Below are 18,464 nucleotides of genomic sequence, written 5' to 3' on the forward strand. Positions count from 1 at the left end.
ATAATTAGGAGTTTAAAATGAAAGAATTAGAATTATCTTTAAAAACAATAGCACGAGATTTGGAAGCGAAAAAACAGTATATTACTTCTGAGGCTGTTACTATATCTGCATTGATAGATCCTTTGATTAAAGCATTAGATTATGATACAACAGACCCTCGTCAAATTCATAGAGAGTACGATGCTGATGCTCGTATGAAAAAAGGTGAAAAGGTTGATATTGCTATTTTGAAAGATGGTAAACCTATTATTTTTATTGAATGTAAAAAATTAGGAGAATCCCTAAACAATCATGTTGGGCAGTTGAACTCTTATTTTGTAGCTGTTCCAGAATTGAATTATGCTATTTTAACAAATGGATCTGAGTATCGTTTTTATAAGGCGTCTAAAGAGAAAACAAATATTATGGAGTTAAACCCATTTTTAGTAATTGATATTACTAAGTCTCTTTCTACTTCTCAATTGCAAACCTTATTTACTTTTAATAGTACACAATTTGATCCAGACAAACTTAATAATACTATTGATTTATTAGCAACAGAAACAGCTATAAAAAAATTCATGAATAGTCTTTTAGAAAACTCTTTGACTTCAGATGATGAATTTACAAATTTAATAATTAAAGAGACTCCTTTTAAACATAAAAGAGGTGAATCAAGAAATAAATTTTCTGTATTAGCTAGTAAATATATTAAACAATGGCTTGATGAAATAGTAAGAGATCGTATTAACGAGATGGCCAAAAAACAAATTGAAGAAGAATCTAAAGAAAATATAATTCAAGAATCTAATATTGTTACAACGGAAGAAGAAATGGAAGCTTACTATATTATAAAAAGTATTTGTACAGAAAAAGTTGTATCAAGTAAAATTAACTATCAAGATTATCAAGGTTTTTTTAGTGTTTATTATGATGGTAAAAAAACAAAACATATTTGCAAATTATATCTAAATGATAGAAAAAAAGAAATTGAAATTATAGAGAATAAGCCTATATCCATTACAAGCTTAGATGATTTATATACTTTAAAAGATCAATTATTTACAAAACTAGAATCTTTACAATCATAATTATAATAAAATAAGTATCAAAGATACAGAGGAGTATTTTCATGGCTATTACAAAAAAAACCATCAAAGATATGGATTTAAAAGGTAAATCTGTAATTATGCGTGTAGATTTTAATGTCCCTATGACTGGAGACGCGCAGTCTAGAACTATCACTGACGATACTCGTGTTAAAGGTGCTTTACCAACAATCAAATATGCGCTTGAAAATGGAGCTAAAAAATTAGTATTGATGAGTCATCTCGGAGATCCAAAAAAAGAAGAAAAAAAAGCATCTGAAAAAGAAGGCTTTAATGCATCAACATTTGCTACAGAAATAGCTAAAAAATTATCTCTAAAACCTGTTGCTGAACACTTATCAACATTACTTGGTAAAACTGTAAAAATGGCACCAGCTACTTTTGGTGCTGATGTTGAAAAAATGATTGCTGAATTAAAAGATGGTGAAATTCTTATGCTTGAAAACACTCGTTTTAACAAAGAAGAAACTTCCAAAGATGCTACTGAAAGAGCTAAAATGGGTGAATCTTTGGCTAAAGGAATGGATGTTTTTATCAACGATGCTTTTGGTACAGCTCACAGAGCTCATGCTTCTACAGAGGCTATTGCCAAATTCTTACCTGCGGCTGCTGGATTATTAATGGAAAAAGAATTAAATTTCTTAGAAGATAAAGTCCTTAAAAATCCTGAACATCCCTTTGTTGCTATTGTTGGAGGCGCAAAAGTTTCTTCAAAAATCGGTGTTATTGAAAATTTGCTTGACAAAACTGATGCTATTATTATTGGTGGTGGGATGGCTTATACATTCTTCAAGGCAATGGGGTATAGTGTAGGTACTTCTTTAGTAGAAGATGATCAAATCGATACAGCAAAAAAAATTATGGCTGCTGCAAAAGCAAAAAATGTTAAATTTTTATTACCTACAGATGTAGTAGTAGCGGACAAATTTGCACCTGATGCAGCCTCACAAATTGTCAACGCTGATGCAATCCCTGAAGGCTGGATGGGATTAGATGCGGGTCCTAAATCTATTGAAGAAGTTATTGCTGTTCTTAAAACTGCAAAAACTATTTTTTGGAATGGACCTTTGGGTGTTTTTGAATTTGATAAATTTGCTAATGGTACCGATGCCGTTTCAAAAACTCTTGCTGAATTACCAAATGCATTAACTATTATTGGTGGTGGAGATTCTGTCGCAGCTGTTAATAAAGCTGGTTTAGCCGACAAAATGTCACATATTTCTACTGGTGGTGGGGCTTCTATGGAGCTTATTGAAGGTAAGGAAATGCCTGGTGTTGCAGCTCTTAATGATCTATCTTGCTCTTGTAACAAACATTAAGTAATTGATAATAATATCCCATTTACTATCTTAGTGAATGGGTATTTTTTTTGGAATAAGTTTAGACAAACACAAGGTTGATTAAAGATTTATATATATTGATTTTAAATGAAAATATATTATAATGTATTATATGCAGGACTATTTGTATGTATTTAAGAGTGCTATTTATATTCTTACTAACAAAGATTTTAAAAATCGTGTTAAAATAGGAATGACAAAGCGTTCTATAGAAGATTGTATCAAAAAATTAAATTCTACTAGAGTATCTCAACCTTTTTAAGTATATTTTACTAAAAAAGTTGAAAATTATAAAAATGTTGAAAAAAATCTTTATAATAAATTTATCAAATATCGTGTCAATCCAAAACGAGAATTTTTTAATATAGAACCTCAAGAAGCTTATGATGCCTTAAATAAATATGATGGTTTAATTGTTGTAGAAAGAGGGCGTCGTTCTAATTTTACTTTTACAGAATTAGATATCACCGTAGGAGAAGAATTAACATTCGAGGACGGGACAAAAGCTAAAGTAATAGAGGACAATTGAATAATATATAAAGAGGATATATATTCTTTGACAGGTTTGATAGCTGTTTTACAAAAAAATCAAATAGTAGTGGTATTCAAGTATTAAAATTTTAGTTTTATAAAGAGAAATTATTATCAGAAAGAAGAGAGAAAGATTAGTAAAATAATAATATTGTAGAATTTTTATTAATTTTCAATAATTATAGATTAAATAGTAAAATAAATAGAAATAGGAATTTATCATGAGAAATAAATCGAATATATTTGAGAGTTCATCTAAGGGTAACTTGGAAAGTGTGCAAGAATATATTGAAAAGGGCATTGATGTTAATACAAAAGATGATAAAGGTTTCACCCCTTTGATGAAAGCTGCAAGAAATGGACATTTGGAAGTAGTACAATATTTAATTGAAAAAGGTGCTGAGATTAATACTTTGGATAAAGATGGTAGAACAGCTTGGATGACAGCATCCAGATATGGGCAAATAGATGTCGTAGAATTTCTTACAAAAGATGGAGTTGATTTTAATACTCAGGATGATTTTTTCAAAAGCACAGCATTGATGTTTGCTTCTTATAATGGACATATGGAAGTTATTAAATATTTGATAGCAAATGGTGCTGATATTCATATTGAAAATGAAGATGGTGAAACAGCAGTAAAAATAGCTAGAAAAAATAGACATGTAGAAGTCACAAGATATTTAGTAGAGCAGGGAGCATAGATTATTACTCATAAACGAATTACTAAGCTATGAAAGTGACAAGAAAAAGAGGGAATTATGTCAGCTGTAACAATCCGTGTCGCAGATATACAAAATGATTTTCAATATATTATGCCATTACTCTATGATCTTCAAAAACAACATACACAGGCTCTTCCCAAGTTATTTCGAAATGTTAAAAGTTATGAAGAATTTATCACTCTTATAGAAGAGTTTGATGATCAAGAAGATAAGATAAGATTAGCTAAAGAATTAGATTTTTTTTTATTATTTGAAAAAGATAATATAGTAATAGCCTGTGCTTATGTTCAAGATAAAATACGAGTTACTGATATTGCTTTTTTAGGATCACATTATCTTTTTGTAGCTTGTTTTATCGTGGATTCTCTTTATAGAGGTCAAGGGTTGGGACAAATGTGTTTTACAAATCTCAAAAAATGGGCTATCAATAGAGGTTATACTCAAATAGAATTATCAGTTCTTCATAATAACAAATCAGCTATATCTTTATATGAAACTGCAGGATTAACAAAAGAATTGTTAACAATGAGTTGCAAATTAACAAGATCTATAGAAGAAAAATAATAAAATACTGTGTTGGTATAAGTTTGAGGATAATATTATGTCTCTATATATTTTTGAAACAGAAAGACTTGGTTTTCGTTTGTGGCAAAAAAAAGACACAACTCCTTTTATTAATTTGGGACAGGATGTAGCTGGAATGATTTTTTTCTCTCGTCTTTATACGCCTGCAGAATCTTATGCTAAAATGTGTGAATATATTGTTTTTTTAGAAGATCATGGTTATGGTTTTTGGGCAGTAGATTACAAAGAAAATGGTGAATTTATTGGAACGATAGGATTTAATCACCCTAGTATTGAAGCTTTTTTTACTCCTTGTGTCCAAATCGGCTGGTGTTTAAAAAAAGAATATTGGGGACAAGGTCTGGCTACAGAAGGGGCAAAAGCTGCCTTAGAGTATATTGAGAAGCATAGTGATCTTTCTGAAATATATGCGTATACTATCAAACAAAATCAACCCTCAATTAATGTAATGCAAAAGATACACATGGAATTTCTAGAAGAATTTGTACCGAAGTACGGTGATGAAACAGTTAAATATGTAGCTTTTCATAAACTGTTAAATAAAAAATAAATAAAGGCTTATCTTATGTTAGAAAACCACCAAGTTTATCTTTTTGAGACAGAGCGATTGGGATTTCGATATTGGGAAATAGAAGATAGTTCGTTTTATATTTCTTTGTGTCAAAATAGTGATGTGATGAAATTTTTTCCTAAAGTATTATCTGATCAAGACGCTGTAGGGGAAATGTTTTATTTAGATGATCAGCTAAGAGATAATGGTTTTGGTTTTTGGGCTGTAGAAGAAAAATTGACAAAAACATTGATAGGTACTATAGGAATACAAAAAGTTCCTTTTGAAGCTTTTTTTACACCAGCGATGGAGATAGGATGGCGAATAGCCACAAAATATTGGAAGCAAGGAATTGCTATAGAAGCAGCTACTCGTGTATTAAAATATGCCCAAGAAAAAAATATTACGAACAAGATAGTATCTTTTACTGCAAAAAATAATATTTCGTCTCAAGCAGTAATGAAAAAATTAAAAATGTCTTATGTAAGTGAATTTAATCACCCTAAATTAGACAAAGATCACCCTTTGTCGGTACATATATTATATGAGAAATATTTATAATAGAATTATTAAAAATAAGAGATATTTTTTATGGAAGGAATGATTTATATATTTAATAATAAGGAGTATAGATGACTTTTTTAGAATTAATTGAACGCGTATTACAAGAAAGTGATATACCATTACATTATAAACAGATTTGGACTAATGCGGTTGATAAAGGCTATGATAAACAATTACCCATTCCGAATCAGGGAAGCCGTCTAACACCATGGGATACTATAGGAGCACGCTTATCTGTTGATAGAAAAAAACAAGATTCTATTTTTATAAAAACAGATAAAGGTTTTTTTTGGCTCAAATCTAAAATAACACCTGATAAAGACTTAGAGCAATTAGAAAAAAAGAGTGAACATGATTATGAAAAATCTATAGGTATTGAAAAAATAAAAGAAAAAGATCTTCATGTTATTCTTACTCAATATCTTTATAATCAATCAATCTATACCAAAACAATCAATGCTAGTACTAGCTCTTCCAAATTAGGAGAAATGAAATGGGGTACTCCTGATATGGTTGGAGTGATATTTTCAGAATTTCTTCCAATACTCAAGAAAATATGTACACAATTAAATATCAATACGATAGAATTTTTTGCTTATGAATTAAAAGTAAAATTAAATTCTTCTAATTTAACAGAGTACTTTTTTCAAGCAGTGTCAAATTCATCATGGGCAAATGAAGCTTGGTTAGTAGCTTTAGATATTCAAGAAGATATTTCTGCTGAATTAGAAAGATTAAATCAATCTTTTGGTGTTGGAATATTGAAATTAGATCTTAATAATCCAGATAGTTCTAAAGTTCTTTATCCTGCGAAAAAAAGAAACTCTTTAGATCTGAATACAATGAATAAATTAATAAATAATAAGGATTTTGATAGTTTTTTACAGAATATAAGTAGTGTTATTACTGCCGATGATAAAGAAAAACGATTAGAAGAGTTGATTATATTAAAACAATTAGATACTTTTAGTACAAAAGAATAAAAATTATTAATATTATATAAAATGTGTCAATAGCACAAAGGAGAAAATATGAAATCATTAATGGCTGGAAATTGGAAAATGCATAAAACTATCGCTGAAGGGGTAGCATTTGTCAATGAATTAAAAAAACAACTGCAGGACAGACCTGAGCGTGGGGTACTTATATGTGTGCCAGCTACAATGTTGCATGCTGTTGCAGAAGCAGCTAAAGGATCTGCTATCATGGTAGGATCTGAAGATATGTATTTTGAAGACAAAGGTGCTTTTACTGGTGAAATTTCACCTTTAATGGTAAAAGATGCTGGAGCAACAGTAACATTAGTAGGTCATTCTGAAAGACGCGTTATTTTTGGAGAAACAGATCTTGTAGTAAACAAAAAAATCAAAGCTGCACTAGCTCATGGTATTTTACCTGTATTATGTGTTGGTGAAAGTTTGGAAGAGCGTGAAGCTGGAAAATTAGAACTTGTACTATCTACACAAATTAAAGGGGCTTTTGAAGGTATTTCTGCTGCCGATGCAAGTAAAATCGTTATTGCTTATGAACCTGTGTGGGCTATAGGAACTGGTAAAACAGCATCGCCTCAAGATGCTGATGATGCTCATGGAATGGCTCGCATGATTGTTTCTAGTATTTATGGAAGTGATCTTGCTGACAATATGGCTATTCTTTATGGTGGATCTGTAAAAGCTGATAATGTTGATGAATTAATGGCTATGGAAAATATTAATGGTGCATTAGTTGGTGGTGCTTCTCTCGAAGTAGAAAGTTTTGCTCGTATTGCTAATTTTACTTGTGGTGGTAATTGTTCTTGCGCTAATAAATAATACATTATATAATAAAAAAAGACCCTAGTTTTATAATAAGCTAGGGTCTTTTATTTATTTATATTTATACAAATAATTTTTTAAATTTCTTGGAAAATTATAAGATACAGTATACTGTTCTTTATCTATAATATTTTGATGAATCCATTTAGTTTTATCAAAACCACTACTACCAGAAGTATCTTCAGTAGTTGCCAATAATACTGTCATCTCATCTTGTACAGTTTTAATTTTAGTATTATATGCGGTAGCAGAGCTATGATGTTTTGCAGCAACTAAGTTATAGTAAATTTTGTTATTAGCGACTAATCCATATATAATAAAAAAATTATCATCTTGTATTTGTAATTCTGTAGGAGTATCTTTGATTATTTTATAATAGTATAAAGTACCTGATGGTATAAATTCATAAGATTGATCATATCTAGTATTTTGAAGAAATCTATTATCTTTATCTAGAAGAAAAACACTAAAAGAGTAATTCTTACCATTTAGTGTTTTCCAAACAGTTTTATTTAATTTTTCAGATAAATTTTTTGTAGCAGATTTGAGAACAGGCAAGCCTACATGATTTTTGTTAAAGTGCTTTGTAACTGAATTTTTTTGTGAAGTACTTGGATCTTGGGGTGAAGTACTTGGATCTTTGGAATTTGAAGATGACATACTACAAGCACTTGTAAACAATATAAATATTAATATATTTCTCATATCTTATCCTCACTTTTTTATTTATTATAATGTATAATTGTTGTTAATTCAATACCATAGATTTATTTTTCACTAAAAAAACACCCTATACAATACGAACAGGGTGTTTTTTCTATTAAATTTATAATTAAAATCCAGAATCTGGAGTATGACCTTTTGAAGAATCATCACGATCGTTTTTGTAGCTACGATCTCCTTTGTATCCACCACGATCTCCACCGCCATTGTATCCACCACGATCTCCACCACGGTCTCCAAAATTACGACGCTCACGACGAGGTTCTTCAACATCTTTGTTTATTTGATAAACATTAATACGTTTTTTCTCATCTACATTTTTGAAGAATACAGTAATATTATCTCCAATTTCTAAAGAATGAAGATCTGCTTCCATTTTTGATATATGAAGAAGAGCTTGAGTTCCTGGTAATATTTCTAAAAATACACCAAATGCTTCTTTACGAGTAATAGGACCTGTGATAGCTTCGTCTGGATTAAAACCTTTTGTTAAGCGTTCAATAACTTTCATATTAGCTTCAATTTGATCTAGATCGTTTCCAGAAATTGTAACAGTACCATTATCATCGATATTGATTTCTGTATCAAACTCTACCATCATTTTTTTGATTACACGACCACCAGAACCGATAACATTTCCGATTTGATCTGTCTCAATAGACATTTTTTGTACTTTAGGTGCTGAATTAGACACAGTTGACCTTCCTTCTATAATTGTTTTTTCCATAATTTTTAATATATGCATTCTTCCTTCTTTGGCTTGAGAAAGAGCTTTTTTCATAATTTCTTCTGGTATTCCAGCTGTTTTAAGATCCATTTGAATTGCTGTAATTCCGTGTACAGAACCAGCTACTTTGAAATCCATATCTCCATGATGGTCTTCTAACCCTTGAATATCAGAAAGAACAGTGTAATCATTAGTGCTTTTATCCCATACGAGACCCATAGCGATACCAGCTACAGGAGCTTTTAGAGGAACGCCAGCAGCCATCATAGACAAAGATCCTGAACAGACAGATGCCATAGATGATGATCCATTAGATTCTGTAATTTCTGATACAAAACGAATAGTGTAAGGAAACACATTAGAGTCTGGAAGAACAGCTACAAGAGCTCTTTCTGCAAGATATCCATGTCCGATCTCACGGCGTGATAATCCACCAAGACGCTTCACTTCACCTACAGAATATGGTGGAAAGTTATAATGAAGGAAAAAACGCTTGGAATATACTGCTTTGTTTTCTACAGAATCAATAAGCAATTCATCTTTTGGCATACCGAGAGTAACCACACCTAAACTTTGTGTTTGACCACGCGTAAATAATGCAGAGCCGTGGAGTCCTTTGAAAAGATCCAACTCTATGTTAATAGGACGAATTTCTGTAAGCTTACGACCATCAGTACGAACTTTTTCAATAAGAATTTGATGCCGAATAATTTCGACTTCCCAATTTTCAAGCATATGTTTTAATTCTCTATGAGCTTCATGGTCTTTGTCAATTTGAAAATGAGCAAAAGTATTTGTAAATACATTCTTAAGATTAGAAGATCGACGATGTTTGTCATTTTCATTAGAGATTTCTTTAATTTTATTATAAGCAAATTCTTTAAATGCTTTTTTCTGCTCTTCTGTGAATTTAGATTCTGGAACTATTACTTCTAATTTGGTAGGATTTACTAGTTTTGCAAATTCTTCTATCATAATAATTTGTTCAAGGATTGATTTTTGAGCGATGTTTAATGCTTCAAGAATAATTTCTTCTGAAACTTCATCACCGCCACCCTCAACCATACAAACACCAGCTCTAGTTCCACCAACAAGCATATCTAGTTTGGAAGCTTTAATATTTTCTAAACTAGGATTGATTTTGAATCCCCAATCTGGATGCCAAGCAATTTTTACACCACTAGTTAGTTCTTGTAAAGGTATTGGTGAGATCGCAAGAGCTGCTGCTGCTCCTAAAATACCCATTCCCTCTGTAGTATAAGTAAGATCAGAATCAATAAGTGTTACAATTATTTGAACTTCATTTCTAAAACCTGCAGGGAATAAAGGTCGGATAGGCCTGTCTATTTGTCTAGCCATTAGAGTAGAATTATCAGAAGGTTTTGCTTCACGACGGAAGAATCCACCAGGAATACGCCCTACAGAGTAAAATTTCTCTTGAAAATGTACAGTTAATGGAAAGAAATCACCATCTGTTGGATCTGAAGAAGAGCATACGGTAACTAACATAGCATTACCTGCATATCTTACAATTACTCCACCACCAGCTTGACGAGCAATTTTTCCTGTTTCGAGAGAGATTTCATGTTCTCCGATTTTACGGGAAATAGTTTTGATATTAAACAATCAAATACTCCTGTAAATAGTTTTATTGTTATTTGAAATAACAAATAATATCTGATTTAAATAACTGTTTTATAAAAGATTTATTAAATTAGATTTTTTTGTAATATTCGTAATATATATTAATATATTAAAATGATTTATTATTTTAATATATTTTTAATATTTTTGCAATATATTTACAAGTTATTAATCGTAATATTAATAACTGATATTATTACTGCCTATTATTTGCCATAATTGACATAAATTTACGCATCTGTTATACTGATAATTATACAAAAGGAGTTAATTTCATGATAAAACTTATTGGTGTATTAATAATCTTAATCGGATCTATTCTTAAATTAGATATAATAGCTGTTGTTATTTTAGCTGGTGTTATTACAGGTTTAGTCTCAGGATTAAATATTACAGAATTACTTACGATTTTGGGAGAATCATTTTTTAATACAAGATATATGTCTATTTTTCTTTTCACGCTTCCTGTTTTAGGAGTTTTAGAAAAAAATGGATTAAAAAATACAGCTACTCGATTAATTACAAAGATTAAAACGGCAACAACAGATAATATCCTTAATTTTTATACTTTTGCTCGTATTACAATGACTATGTTTGGTATTCGATTGGGAGGGCATATTCAATTTGTTAGACCTATTTTGTACCCTATGTTAGAAAGTGTTGCTAATAAACAGCATGATTTATCACAAGATAAAGAAGATACACTAAAAGCAATGGCTTGTGCTGTTGATAACTATGCTAATTTTTTTGGTCAAAATGTTTTTATTGCTAATGCTGGGGTGTTGTTAATTGTTGGTACTTTACAAGAAATGGGTATACCTGTTCTTAATGTCGATGTAGCTAAAGTATCATTTTATATAGCGTTTTCAGTTATTTTGTTAACTCCTCTTCAAACGATGATGGTCAAAAAATATTTACAAAGGAAAGACTAATGCAATCAATAATTTTAGAAATAATGTATATTTTTGGTGGTGGTGTAGCTCTTAGTACTGGATTTTATGCCTTGAAAGACAAAGATAATACAGCTCGTGTTGGAACAACAATCTTTTGGTTATTATTTGGTACTATATTTGTAGTAGGTAAATATATCCCCTCTTTAGTTATTGGTATTTTTGTGTTAATTATGGGATTTCTAACAGCTACAAAACAAGTTAAAATGTCTGTAATGTCAGATTCTTCAGCAGAATATAAACAATTAAAAAGCTTAGAAGTAGGTAATAATATTTGGATTCCTACTTTATGTATAGGTGTGGGAGCTATAATACTAGCTTCGTTCGAAAATATAGGTGGTTTAGCTGGTTTAGGGATAAGCTCTCTTGTAGCATTTTTAATAGCTATATATCTTACTAAAGATTCTATAAAAACAGGTTATTTTCATGATGCTCCAAGACTCCTTCATGGAATGGGAGCAGCTGTTATTTTACCACAATTATTAGGATCTTTGGGTGCTATTTTTTCAAAGGTAGGTGTTGGTGATGTAGTAGCAAATCTTATGTCTGGTCTTGTTCCTATTGGTAATCACTTACTTGGAGTTGTTTTGTATTGTGTTTCTATGGTACTGTTTACTATAATTATGGGTAATGGATTTGCAGCCTTTGCAGTGATTACTGCAGGTATAGGAATACCATTTGTAATCAATCAAGGTGGTGACCCAGCAGTTGTAGGGGCTTTAGGATTGACTGCAGGTTATTGTGGTACTTTGATGACACCTATGGCAGCTAATTTTAATGTGGTTCCAATTTCTATTCTGGAAATAAAAGATAAATATAAAATTATTAAAATTCAATTTCCATTCGCATTAATATTACTATGTTTGCATATTGTATTGATGTATTTTTTAGCATTTTAAGAGGTATTTAATGAAAGTTTTAGTTACGGGTTTTGACCCTTTTGGAAAAGATATTATTAATCCAGCTTGGGAAGCTGTAAAAGTACTTCCTAAAAAAATTGGTATAATTGATATAGTTACAGCTCAAATACCAACAATTTTTAAAGAGTCTATTGATTGTTTATTAGAGTTGGCAAAAAATGAAAAACCAGATGTAATTCTTTGTGTAGGGCAAGCTGGTGGTCGTTCTGATCTAACTATAGAAAGAATAGGGATTAATATTGATGATGCTCGTATTCCTGATAATAAAAACAATCAACCCATTGATATGCCTATTTATAAAGATGGATCAAATGCTTATTTTGTAAAATTACCTATTAAAAGTATGATGCAAAAAACAAGAGATGCTGAAATTCCTTGTTCTATTTCTAATACTGCAGGTACTTTTGTTTGTAATCATATTTTATATGCTTTATTATATCATATTGAAAAATCAAATATTGCTAAAGCTGGTGGATTTGTACATGTTCCTTATTTTCCATCTCAAGTTATTCTCAAACCAGGACAAGCATCAATGAGTACAGAGACTATTATCAATGGTTTGATAGCAATGATTAGTGCTATTGATTTAACAGAAAAAGATAGTGCCATCAATGCTGGTACAGAGCATTAAATAATATACTATATACAACAAAAATAACCCTCGCTCTTGAATTAAAGAGCGGGGGTGTTTTTATAGATTTATAACTATGCCATTAGTATGGTGTGATTAATGATAAAAGGAATTAACATGAATAATGATTTAGATATTAAAACATTTACAGAATGTTTAGAAATGAACGAAGAAGAAAAATTGGAACAACATCTATTATTAGGAAATGGTTTTAGTATTAGTTTTGATCCCAACTTTAGTTATTTGGCTTTGAATAATTCTACAGAAAACCCATTAAGAGATTTAATATCTAAATATAATAATCCTGAGATAGCAATGAGTCATTGTCATACTTATGAGAATAAAGAAAAAATCAAAATAACACAAGACGATATTAAGAAATCTATTGTAGAGAAAATTTTAGAATGTCATCCTAGATCTGTTTTTGATATAGATCCTAGATATACTAATCATTGTTATGAGAAATTTTTAAAGAATTTTGATAAAATATTTACTACTAATTTTGATTTATTGTTGTACAATACTATACTTCATAGAACTTATTGTGCCCATAAAAAAAATAATTTCATTGATGGATTTTATAAGAAAAGAGATGGTAATGCTCCAAAATATATTTTTCGTGATAGTCGTAAAAATAGTAAGAAAGCCTCTGTTCTTTATTTACATGGTGCGTTACACATATTTTCTGATATGATAGATTTGAAATACAAAGAATCTCTGTTTATTAATCATGCTGATAGTGATCAAAAAACCATGAAAATAGAAGATCCTACTACTGTTTTTAGACATAGATCTGGAGATATTAAAGGTAATATTAAAGAACAATTATTAGAAATATTTGAGAATCGATTGCCAATAATAGTAATGGCAGAAAATCATACTAAAAAATCATTAGAAATACGTTCAAATTCATATTTATCTACAGCTTTTGCATCATTTCAAAAGACAAATACAGGTCGAAAAAGAAGTTTATTCATCTTTGGGCATTCATTAGCTGATCAATTGGATACTCATATTTCTCATGAAATACAAGTATCTGGAAATATTAAATATATTTTTTATGGAATACATGTATCATCATTTGAATCACCAGAACAATTAGAAGCAGAAAAGAATAGAATTTATCAATTATTAATTCAAAACTCTCTTTCAAAAGATCCTCAATACCATAGAACATTATTTTTTTTTGATAGCTCAATAATGGATATTTGGGGTAAAAAAATCACTCAACAAGAAATAAATATTCCTATATCTTAATAGATAGAAATAGCTAAACAATCAGTGTTTGGTGGATAATCAAAAAAAACAAGCCAATTATACTGACTTGTTTTTTTTATATTTATTCTAAAGAATAAGATTTACTATTATAAGTAATAGTTGAAGTTGTTATTTTTTTATTCTCTCTGGAATAAAGTGTTAATATTCCATGCTTTTCTTGTTTATCTGTAGGATTTATTATAGTAAAAGAGTATGTTTGTTCATATTTGTTGAATGATACAAAAGCAAAATTTTTGATTGTATAGTCAATACCAGATCCTTCTGTAATGGTAAATTTATCTCCAGTAACAATAATTGTTTCCTTTAAAGGACTTTGGTAAGTACCATTTGGTAATGTTGTTATTTTTTCAGAATCTGCTAGAATTGAAGAACATGATACCATAAATAATAATAATAATATAATTATATTTTTTCTCATATATTTTTCCTAAAAATTTATTTATAAAAGAATATGAGCCAACATATTATATTGACTCATATTTATTTTTGATTAGAAAGAAGCACGAATTTTGAGACTTGCTACAATATTGTGAAAACGAGTCAAATCACATCTATGTAAGTAACGCAATAAACTTTTACGTTGTCCTACCAATTTTAAAAGACGACGCTTGGTTTTGTGATCTTTTTTAAATTGCTGTAAATGTTTAGACAAGTTAGTAATATACAAAGTTGTAAGAGCAATTTGAACTTCTGTTGAAGCTGTATCTGTTGGGTGCATTCGATATTTTTCGATAATAGCCTTTTTATCTTCAGCTGTAATCATGATGTTCCTCCGCGGACAATCGGTCAGTGACTAAGAAAGCCGATTCAATTTATTTTTATATCTCTCAGTCGCGAGACCCAAGGATATTTCCTTATAAGTATACAACATTTCTTTTAATTCTTCAAGTGATTTGAAAGTTTTTTCATCAAAAATTCGTTGAATAAAAATAACTTCTGCTGGTGTATTAGGTGGAATATCTCCGTGAGGAAAGTCTTCAATAACATGACTTTCTATACGAAGCTCTGTTCCATCTACTGTAGGTCTGTTACCTACATAGATAATAACAGGGTGTGTATGCTTATATATTTTTATTTCTCCAAAATACACTCCTGATTTTGGGATAATTTGTTTCGTAGGCAAAATATTTATAGTTGGAAAATTAATAGACCGACCAATTTTATTGCCTGATATAGTGTGAGAATAGATTGAATATTCTTTATTCAACATTGTGTTAGCAAGCGTCATATCTCCCTCTAAAATTAATTCTCTAATTGTAGAAGAGCGACATACTTGTTGATTAATGAATATGTCATCCAAAATAACATATTCGACCTGAGATCCTGAATATAGCTCTTGATTTTTAGATCCAATACGAAAATCTTTGCCTGAATAAATAATTAATTGATCTGATTTGCTTAACAAAATATCAATAAATTGTTTTTCTGTATAATTTTTTATAGATTCAAAATCAACAATAATAGTATGATCAGCATTGAGCTGTTCTAATATTTTCTTTTTTTGTTCTATAGGTAACAAAGTTCCCTTGAATTCGTTTTTAAGAAAAAATTCTTTAGGTATAGGATCAAAACTAAAAATCAGAGATTTTTCATTATTTTTTTTTGCTATATTAATAGCTTTAGTTATTAGTTGCTGATGTGCAAAATGTATACCATCAAAAGATCCTATAATTATATGCAACTTTGGTGAATATTGAAATTCATCAAGATGTTTATGAATCATAACTTCTCCAATTTTATAAAGTAATATTTTTTCTATGAGTCATAGGATTTATTTTTAATAAATGTGTTGATATCCCAAATAAAATAATTCCTAGAGTAAAAATAAATCCCCCTAGCAATAAAGCAAATAGCGGTGATTCAATTGTCAGATACCAATTATATAATGGGTTACATAAAATCCACAATGTAGTAGATAAGACACTGAAAATAATAGTGTTTTTCAAAAATACAAAATTGTATTTTTTTGTTTGAGGTAAGTAAAAGCTAATAATAATAAAACTGGTGATAAGAGTCAACCAACCTGCAATGAGATCAGCGTATACTAGTCCAATTCCACCCCAACCAAAAACGCGAGAAAAATGATAACCTAATATATTAAGAATAAAATTTACTACAATTAAAAAAAGAGGAAACATTGGCTTTTCTAGAGAGTAAAATAACTTGCCTATCATTATATTAAGAGACCAAGGGATAAGGATAGTGCTTAATATTTTTACAGCAGTAATAGTAGCATCAAGTAATTCTACAGTAAATAACCCTGTAGAACCAGAGAAAAATCGAGAAATATCTCTAAAAATAATATTTACAATAATATCAGGATAAATAAGAAAGAAGATCGCTATAGGAATAGAAGCAAACATAAAAAAAATCAATCCTTGAGTCCATGCTTCAGCAAGCTCTTCTTTGTTATCTTTTACTTTAGCAAACACGGGGAATATAGCCCCTGAAATAGCAACTCCAATAAACCCCACAGGAGCAATCATGATAGTATTTGCATTTCTAAGATAAGTCATAGAGCCTCTCGGTAAGTAGGAAGCAAAATATCCTAAGCCTATAGAAATACCAGATTGAGCAAGATAATTCAACGCAGTTGGAAAAAACAACTTCCAAAATGCTTTAATGTTATCAGATTTAAAATTCAAATAAAACTGATAACGAAAACCTATTATGTATAATTCGATACCTTCAGCAATACACTGAACAAATGAACCAATTACAATCGCCCAAGCTAAAGACATAACTCCTAGCTGCTTGTAAGTAAGGATAGGAAAAACAATAAAAACAATATTTGATAAGATAGGAGCGCTTGAAGATGAAATAAATTTCTCGTGTGCATTAAGAAGTCCCATAATGATAGAAAATAGTGAGAAAAAAATAGTAGAAAATAACATAATAGAGGTAAGTTTTACTATTTCATTGAATGCTTGAGCATCATTATTAAATCCAGGTAAAAAAGTTTTTGTCCACCAAGGAGTGACTGCAATACCTATAATAATAACTATAATAGAAATAATAAATAATTGATTTATTACATTAGAAGCAAATCGATCAGCTTCTATACTATTTTTATTTTTTTCTTTACTAAAGATTGGTAAAAAAGAATTAATTAGCGGTCCTTCTCCTAGAACTTTTCTTAATGATAAAATATTAGCATTTGCACTATAAAAAGTATCAGCACCAGCACCAAAAAGATAATTTACAATATTAAATTTGATGATTCCTGTAATCCGAGATAAAAAAGTTCCAAAAGCATTAATTAAGGTATTCTTCAGAGGAATGTAAGATTTTTTCATAAAAATTTCTAACCTTGTAAATATAAAAATTATTCCATACAGAAAATGCATGGAATAATTGTAGATCTATTTTGTATTTGTAATCAATTTGTTATTTTTTTGCTATTGCTTGATTTAAAGTGATAGCTGAGGTAATAACAATATCTTCAGCAAAACAACCACGAGACAGATCATTAATAGGAAGAGTCAACCCTTGTAATAAAGGTCCGAAAGCTTGAGCTTTATCAGAGAAACGCTGAACTAGTTTGTAGCCAATATTAGCAGCTCCAAGATTCGGAAATATCAAGACATTAGCTTTACCAGCAACAAGACTGTTAGGAGCTTTTAAAGAAGCTGTTTCTGGATCAATAGCAGCATCTAACTGTATTTCTCCTTCAAAGTCAAAATCGACACCTCTACTATGAAGAATATCACACGCTTCGACAACAATTTCTGTCTCAGAGCTTTTTGCAGAACCTAAAGTAGAGAAACTTAACATTGCTACTTTTGGCTCTATTTTTAATAATTCTCTAGCACATTGAGCAGAACCTATAGCAATATCAGCTAATTGTTCTGCAGTTGGTTTTGGTACAACAGCACAATCTCCAAAAACAAGACAACCATTAGTACCTAAAGATTTGTTAGAAACTTCCATTACCATAGTTCCAGATATTGTTTTTGATATTGGTTTTGCAAAGAAAATAGCAGCTCTTAATGTTTTTGATGTTGGTGAGAAACTCCCCGATACCATAGCATCACTGAAATTTTTGGAAAGCATTTTAGCCCCGAAGAAAACATCATCCGTCATTTCTTTTAGGGCTTGTTCTTCTGTCATTCCTTTGTGTTTTCGTTGCTCATAATACTCATGAGCGAATTCTTCTAATTTAGGATCTGATTGGAAATCAATGATATTGATATTTTTTAAATCTATATTATTAGCTTTAGCGATTTTTTGTAGTTGATCTGGATTTCCCAATACACTAACTTCTGAAGCGATTTTTAGATGCATAATTTCTTGTGCAGCAATGAGTACACGAGGATCATTACCTTCTGGAAGAAGAAGGCGTAAAGGAGTTTGCTGAGCACTATTAATAACTCTTTGAGCGAATGTTTCCATAA

At 30.1% G+C, this 18,464-nt stretch carries 20 protein-coding genes and 1 pseudogene; 14 read left to right on the forward strand and 7 right to left on the reverse strand.

Translation table 11 applies throughout. The features are described 5' to 3' along the window. Positions 1-17: 17 nt before the first annotated feature. From KFW21_05370 to tpiA, 10 genes and pseudogenes are all read left to right on the forward strand, one after another. Complete coding sequence (locus KFW21_05370) at positions 18-1,070, forward strand: type I restriction enzyme HsdR N-terminal domain-containing protein (GenBank protein MDK2818860.1); 1,053 nt, start codon at positions 18-20, stop codon at positions 1,068-1,070. Positions 1,071-1,117: 47 nt separating this feature from the next. After that, positions 1,118-2,407, forward strand: coding sequence for a phosphoglycerate kinase (locus tag KFW21_05375; GenBank protein MDK2818861.1), 1,290 nt, complete (start codon positions 1,118-1,120; stop codon positions 2,405-2,407). 133 nt (positions 2,408-2,540) lie between these two features. After that, entirely contained in the window at positions 2,541-2,690 is a 150-nt protein-coding gene (locus tag KFW21_05380; GenBank protein MDK2818862.1) for a GIY-YIG nuclease family protein, read from the forward strand. Positions 2,691-2,702: 12 nt separating this feature from the next. Beyond that, positions 2,703-2,957, forward strand: a pseudogene (locus KFW21_05385) (GIY-YIG nuclease family protein). A 223-nt stretch (positions 2,958-3,180) separates the two neighbouring features. Then, positions 3,181-3,663 carry an ankyrin repeat domain-containing protein gene (locus tag KFW21_05390; GenBank protein MDK2818863.1) on the forward strand — a complete coding sequence of 161 codons (483 nt, stop codon included), beginning with the start codon at positions 3,181-3,183 and terminating at the stop codon, positions 3,661-3,663. 57 nt (positions 3,664-3,720) lie between these two features. Further along, positions 3,721-4,248, forward strand: a complete 528-nt coding sequence (locus tag KFW21_05395; protein MDK2818864.1) for a GNAT family N-acetyltransferase — start codon at positions 3,721-3,723, stop codon at positions 4,246-4,248. A gap of 37 nt (positions 4,249-4,285) precedes the next feature. Continuing rightward, positions 4,286-4,819, forward strand: a complete 534-nt coding sequence (locus KFW21_05400) for a GNAT family N-acetyltransferase (protein MDK2818865.1) — start codon at positions 4,286-4,288, stop codon at positions 4,817-4,819. A 15-nt stretch (positions 4,820-4,834) separates the two neighbouring features. Next, complete coding sequence (locus KFW21_05405) at positions 4,835-5,380, forward strand: GNAT family N-acetyltransferase (protein MDK2818866.1); 546 nt, start codon at positions 4,835-4,837, stop codon at positions 5,378-5,380. Positions 5,381-5,451: 71 nt separating this feature from the next. After that, positions 5,452-6,366: an HrgA protein gene (locus KFW21_05410; protein ID MDK2818867.1), complete on the forward strand. Its 915-nt coding sequence runs from the start codon at positions 5,452-5,454 to the stop codon at positions 6,364-6,366. 48 nt (positions 6,367-6,414) lie between these two features. Next, positions 6,415-7,194, forward strand: a complete 780-nt coding sequence (gene tpiA, locus KFW21_05415) for a triose-phosphate isomerase (protein ID MDK2818868.1) — start codon at positions 6,415-6,417, stop codon at positions 7,192-7,194. Between the two features lie 54 nt (positions 7,195-7,248). Here the strand turns inward: tpiA and KFW21_05420 are convergent, their stop codons facing one another. After that, entirely contained in the window at positions 7,249-7,902 is a 654-nt protein-coding gene (locus tag KFW21_05420; GenBank protein ID MDK2818869.1) for a hypothetical protein, read from the reverse strand. 127 nt (positions 7,903-8,029) lie between these two features. After that, on the reverse strand, positions 8,030-10,273 hold the full coding sequence (locus KFW21_05425; GenBank protein ID MDK2818870.1) for a polyribonucleotide nucleotidyltransferase: 2,244 nt from the start codon (positions 10,271-10,273) through the stop codon (positions 8,030-8,032). 293 nt (positions 10,274-10,566) lie between these two features. Here KFW21_05425 and KFW21_05430 point away from each other — a divergent pair, with 293 nt between their 5' ends. From KFW21_05430 to KFW21_05445, 4 genes are all read left to right on the forward strand, one after another. After that, positions 10,567-11,223 carry a DUF969 domain-containing protein gene (locus tag KFW21_05430; protein ID MDK2818871.1) on the forward strand — a complete coding sequence of 219 codons (657 nt, stop codon included), beginning with the start codon at positions 10,567-10,569 and terminating at the stop codon, positions 11,221-11,223. After that, positions 11,223-12,140 (forward strand): DUF979 domain-containing protein, encoded by a 918-nt coding sequence (locus KFW21_05435; protein ID MDK2818872.1) that lies wholly within the window; start codon positions 11,223-11,225, stop codon positions 12,138-12,140. The genes KFW21_05430 and KFW21_05435 overlap by 1 nt, the downstream gene beginning before the upstream one ends. A gap of 10 nt (positions 12,141-12,150) precedes the next feature. Then, a complete protein-coding gene (gene pcp / locus KFW21_05440) occupies positions 12,151-12,792 on the forward strand; it encodes a pyroglutamyl-peptidase I (protein ID MDK2818873.1) in 642 nt (213 codons plus the stop codon). 99 nt (positions 12,793-12,891) lie between these two features. Next, positions 12,892-14,049 (forward strand): DUF4917 family protein, encoded by a 1,158-nt coding sequence (locus KFW21_05445; GenBank protein MDK2818874.1) that lies wholly within the window; start codon positions 12,892-12,894, stop codon positions 14,047-14,049. An 82-nt stretch (positions 14,050-14,131) separates the two neighbouring features. Here the strand turns inward: KFW21_05445 and KFW21_05450 are convergent, their stop codons facing one another. From KFW21_05450 to pta, 5 genes are all read right to left on the reverse strand, one after another. Next, positions 14,132-14,488, reverse strand: coding sequence for a hypothetical protein (locus KFW21_05450; protein ID MDK2818875.1), 357 nt, complete (start codon positions 14,486-14,488; stop codon positions 14,132-14,134). A gap of 72 nt (positions 14,489-14,560) precedes the next feature. Next, positions 14,561-14,833, reverse strand: coding sequence for a 30S ribosomal protein S15 (gene rpsO / locus KFW21_05455; GenBank protein MDK2818876.1), 273 nt, complete (start codon positions 14,831-14,833; stop codon positions 14,561-14,563). A 30-nt stretch (positions 14,834-14,863) separates the two neighbouring features. Then, positions 14,864-15,793, reverse strand: coding sequence for a hypothetical protein (locus tag KFW21_05460; protein ID MDK2818877.1), 930 nt, complete (start codon positions 15,791-15,793; stop codon positions 14,864-14,866). A gap of 13 nt (positions 15,794-15,806) precedes the next feature. Continuing rightward, positions 15,807-17,366: an oligosaccharide flippase family protein gene (locus tag KFW21_05465; GenBank protein ID MDK2818878.1), complete on the reverse strand. Its 1,560-nt coding sequence runs from the start codon at positions 17,364-17,366 to the stop codon at positions 15,807-15,809. A gap of 91 nt (positions 17,367-17,457) precedes the next feature. Then, complete coding sequence (gene pta, locus KFW21_05470) at positions 17,458-18,462, reverse strand: phosphate acetyltransferase (protein MDK2818879.1); 1,005 nt, start codon at positions 18,460-18,462, stop codon at positions 17,458-17,460. Between the last annotated feature and the right edge of the window lie 2 nt (positions 18,463-18,464).

The sequence above is a fragment of the Spirochaetota bacterium genome (assembly GCA_030154445.1).
GTDB lineage: Bacteria > Spirochaetota > Brevinematia > Brevinematales > Brevinemataceae > Brevinema_A.

Coding starts and splice junctions, on each gene's coding strand:
- KFW21_05370 (MDK2818860.1), top strand. CDS start 18: ATGAAAGAATTAGAATTATCTTTAAAAACAATAGCACGAGATTTGGAA.
- KFW21_05380 (MDK2818862.1), top strand. CDS start 2,541: ATGCAGGACTATTTGTATGTATTTAAGAGTGCTATTTATATTCTTACT.
- KFW21_05390 (MDK2818863.1), top strand. CDS start 3,181: ATGAGAAATAAATCGAATATATTTGAGAGTTCATCTAAGGGTAACTTG.
- KFW21_05395 (MDK2818864.1), top strand. CDS start 3,721: ATGTCAGCTGTAACAATCCGTGTCGCAGATATACAAAATGATTTTCAA.
- KFW21_05400 (MDK2818865.1), top strand. CDS start 4,286: ATGTCTCTATATATTTTTGAAACAGAAAGACTTGGTTTTCGTTTGTGG.
- KFW21_05405 (MDK2818866.1), top strand. CDS start 4,835: ATGTTAGAAAACCACCAAGTTTATCTTTTTGAGACAGAGCGATTGGGA.
- KFW21_05410 (MDK2818867.1), top strand. CDS start 5,452: ATGACTTTTTTAGAATTAATTGAACGCGTATTACAAGAAAGTGATATA.
- tpiA (MDK2818868.1), top strand. CDS start 6,415: ATGAAATCATTAATGGCTGGAAATTGGAAAATGCATAAAACTATCGCT.
- KFW21_05420 (MDK2818869.1), bottom strand. CDS start 7,902: ATGAGAAATATATTAATATTTATATTGTTTACAAGTGCTTGTAGTATG.
- KFW21_05430 (MDK2818871.1), top strand. CDS start 10,567: ATGATAAAACTTATTGGTGTATTAATAATCTTAATCGGATCTATTCTT.
- KFW21_05435 (MDK2818872.1), top strand. CDS start 11,223: ATGCAATCAATAATTTTAGAAATAATGTATATTTTTGGTGGTGGTGTA.
- pcp (MDK2818873.1), top strand. CDS start 12,151: ATGAAAGTTTTAGTTACGGGTTTTGACCCTTTTGGAAAAGATATTATT.
- KFW21_05445 (MDK2818874.1), top strand. CDS start 12,892: ATGATAAAAGGAATTAACATGAATAATGATTTAGATATTAAAACATTT.
- KFW21_05450 (MDK2818875.1), bottom strand. CDS start 14,488: ATGAGAAAAAATATAATTATATTATTATTATTATTTATGGTATCATGT.
- rpsO (MDK2818876.1), bottom strand. CDS start 14,833: ATGATTACAGCTGAAGATAAAAAGGCTATTATCGAAAAATATCGAATG.
- KFW21_05460 (MDK2818877.1), bottom strand. CDS start 15,793: ATGATTCATAAACATCTTGATGAATTTCAATATTCACCAAAGTTGCAT.
- KFW21_05465 (MDK2818878.1), bottom strand. CDS start 17,366: ATGAAAAAATCTTACATTCCTCTGAAGAATACCTTAATTAATGCTTTT.
- pta (MDK2818879.1), bottom strand. CDS start 18,462: ATGGAAACATTCGCTCAAAGAGTTATTAATAGTGCTCAGCAAACTCCT.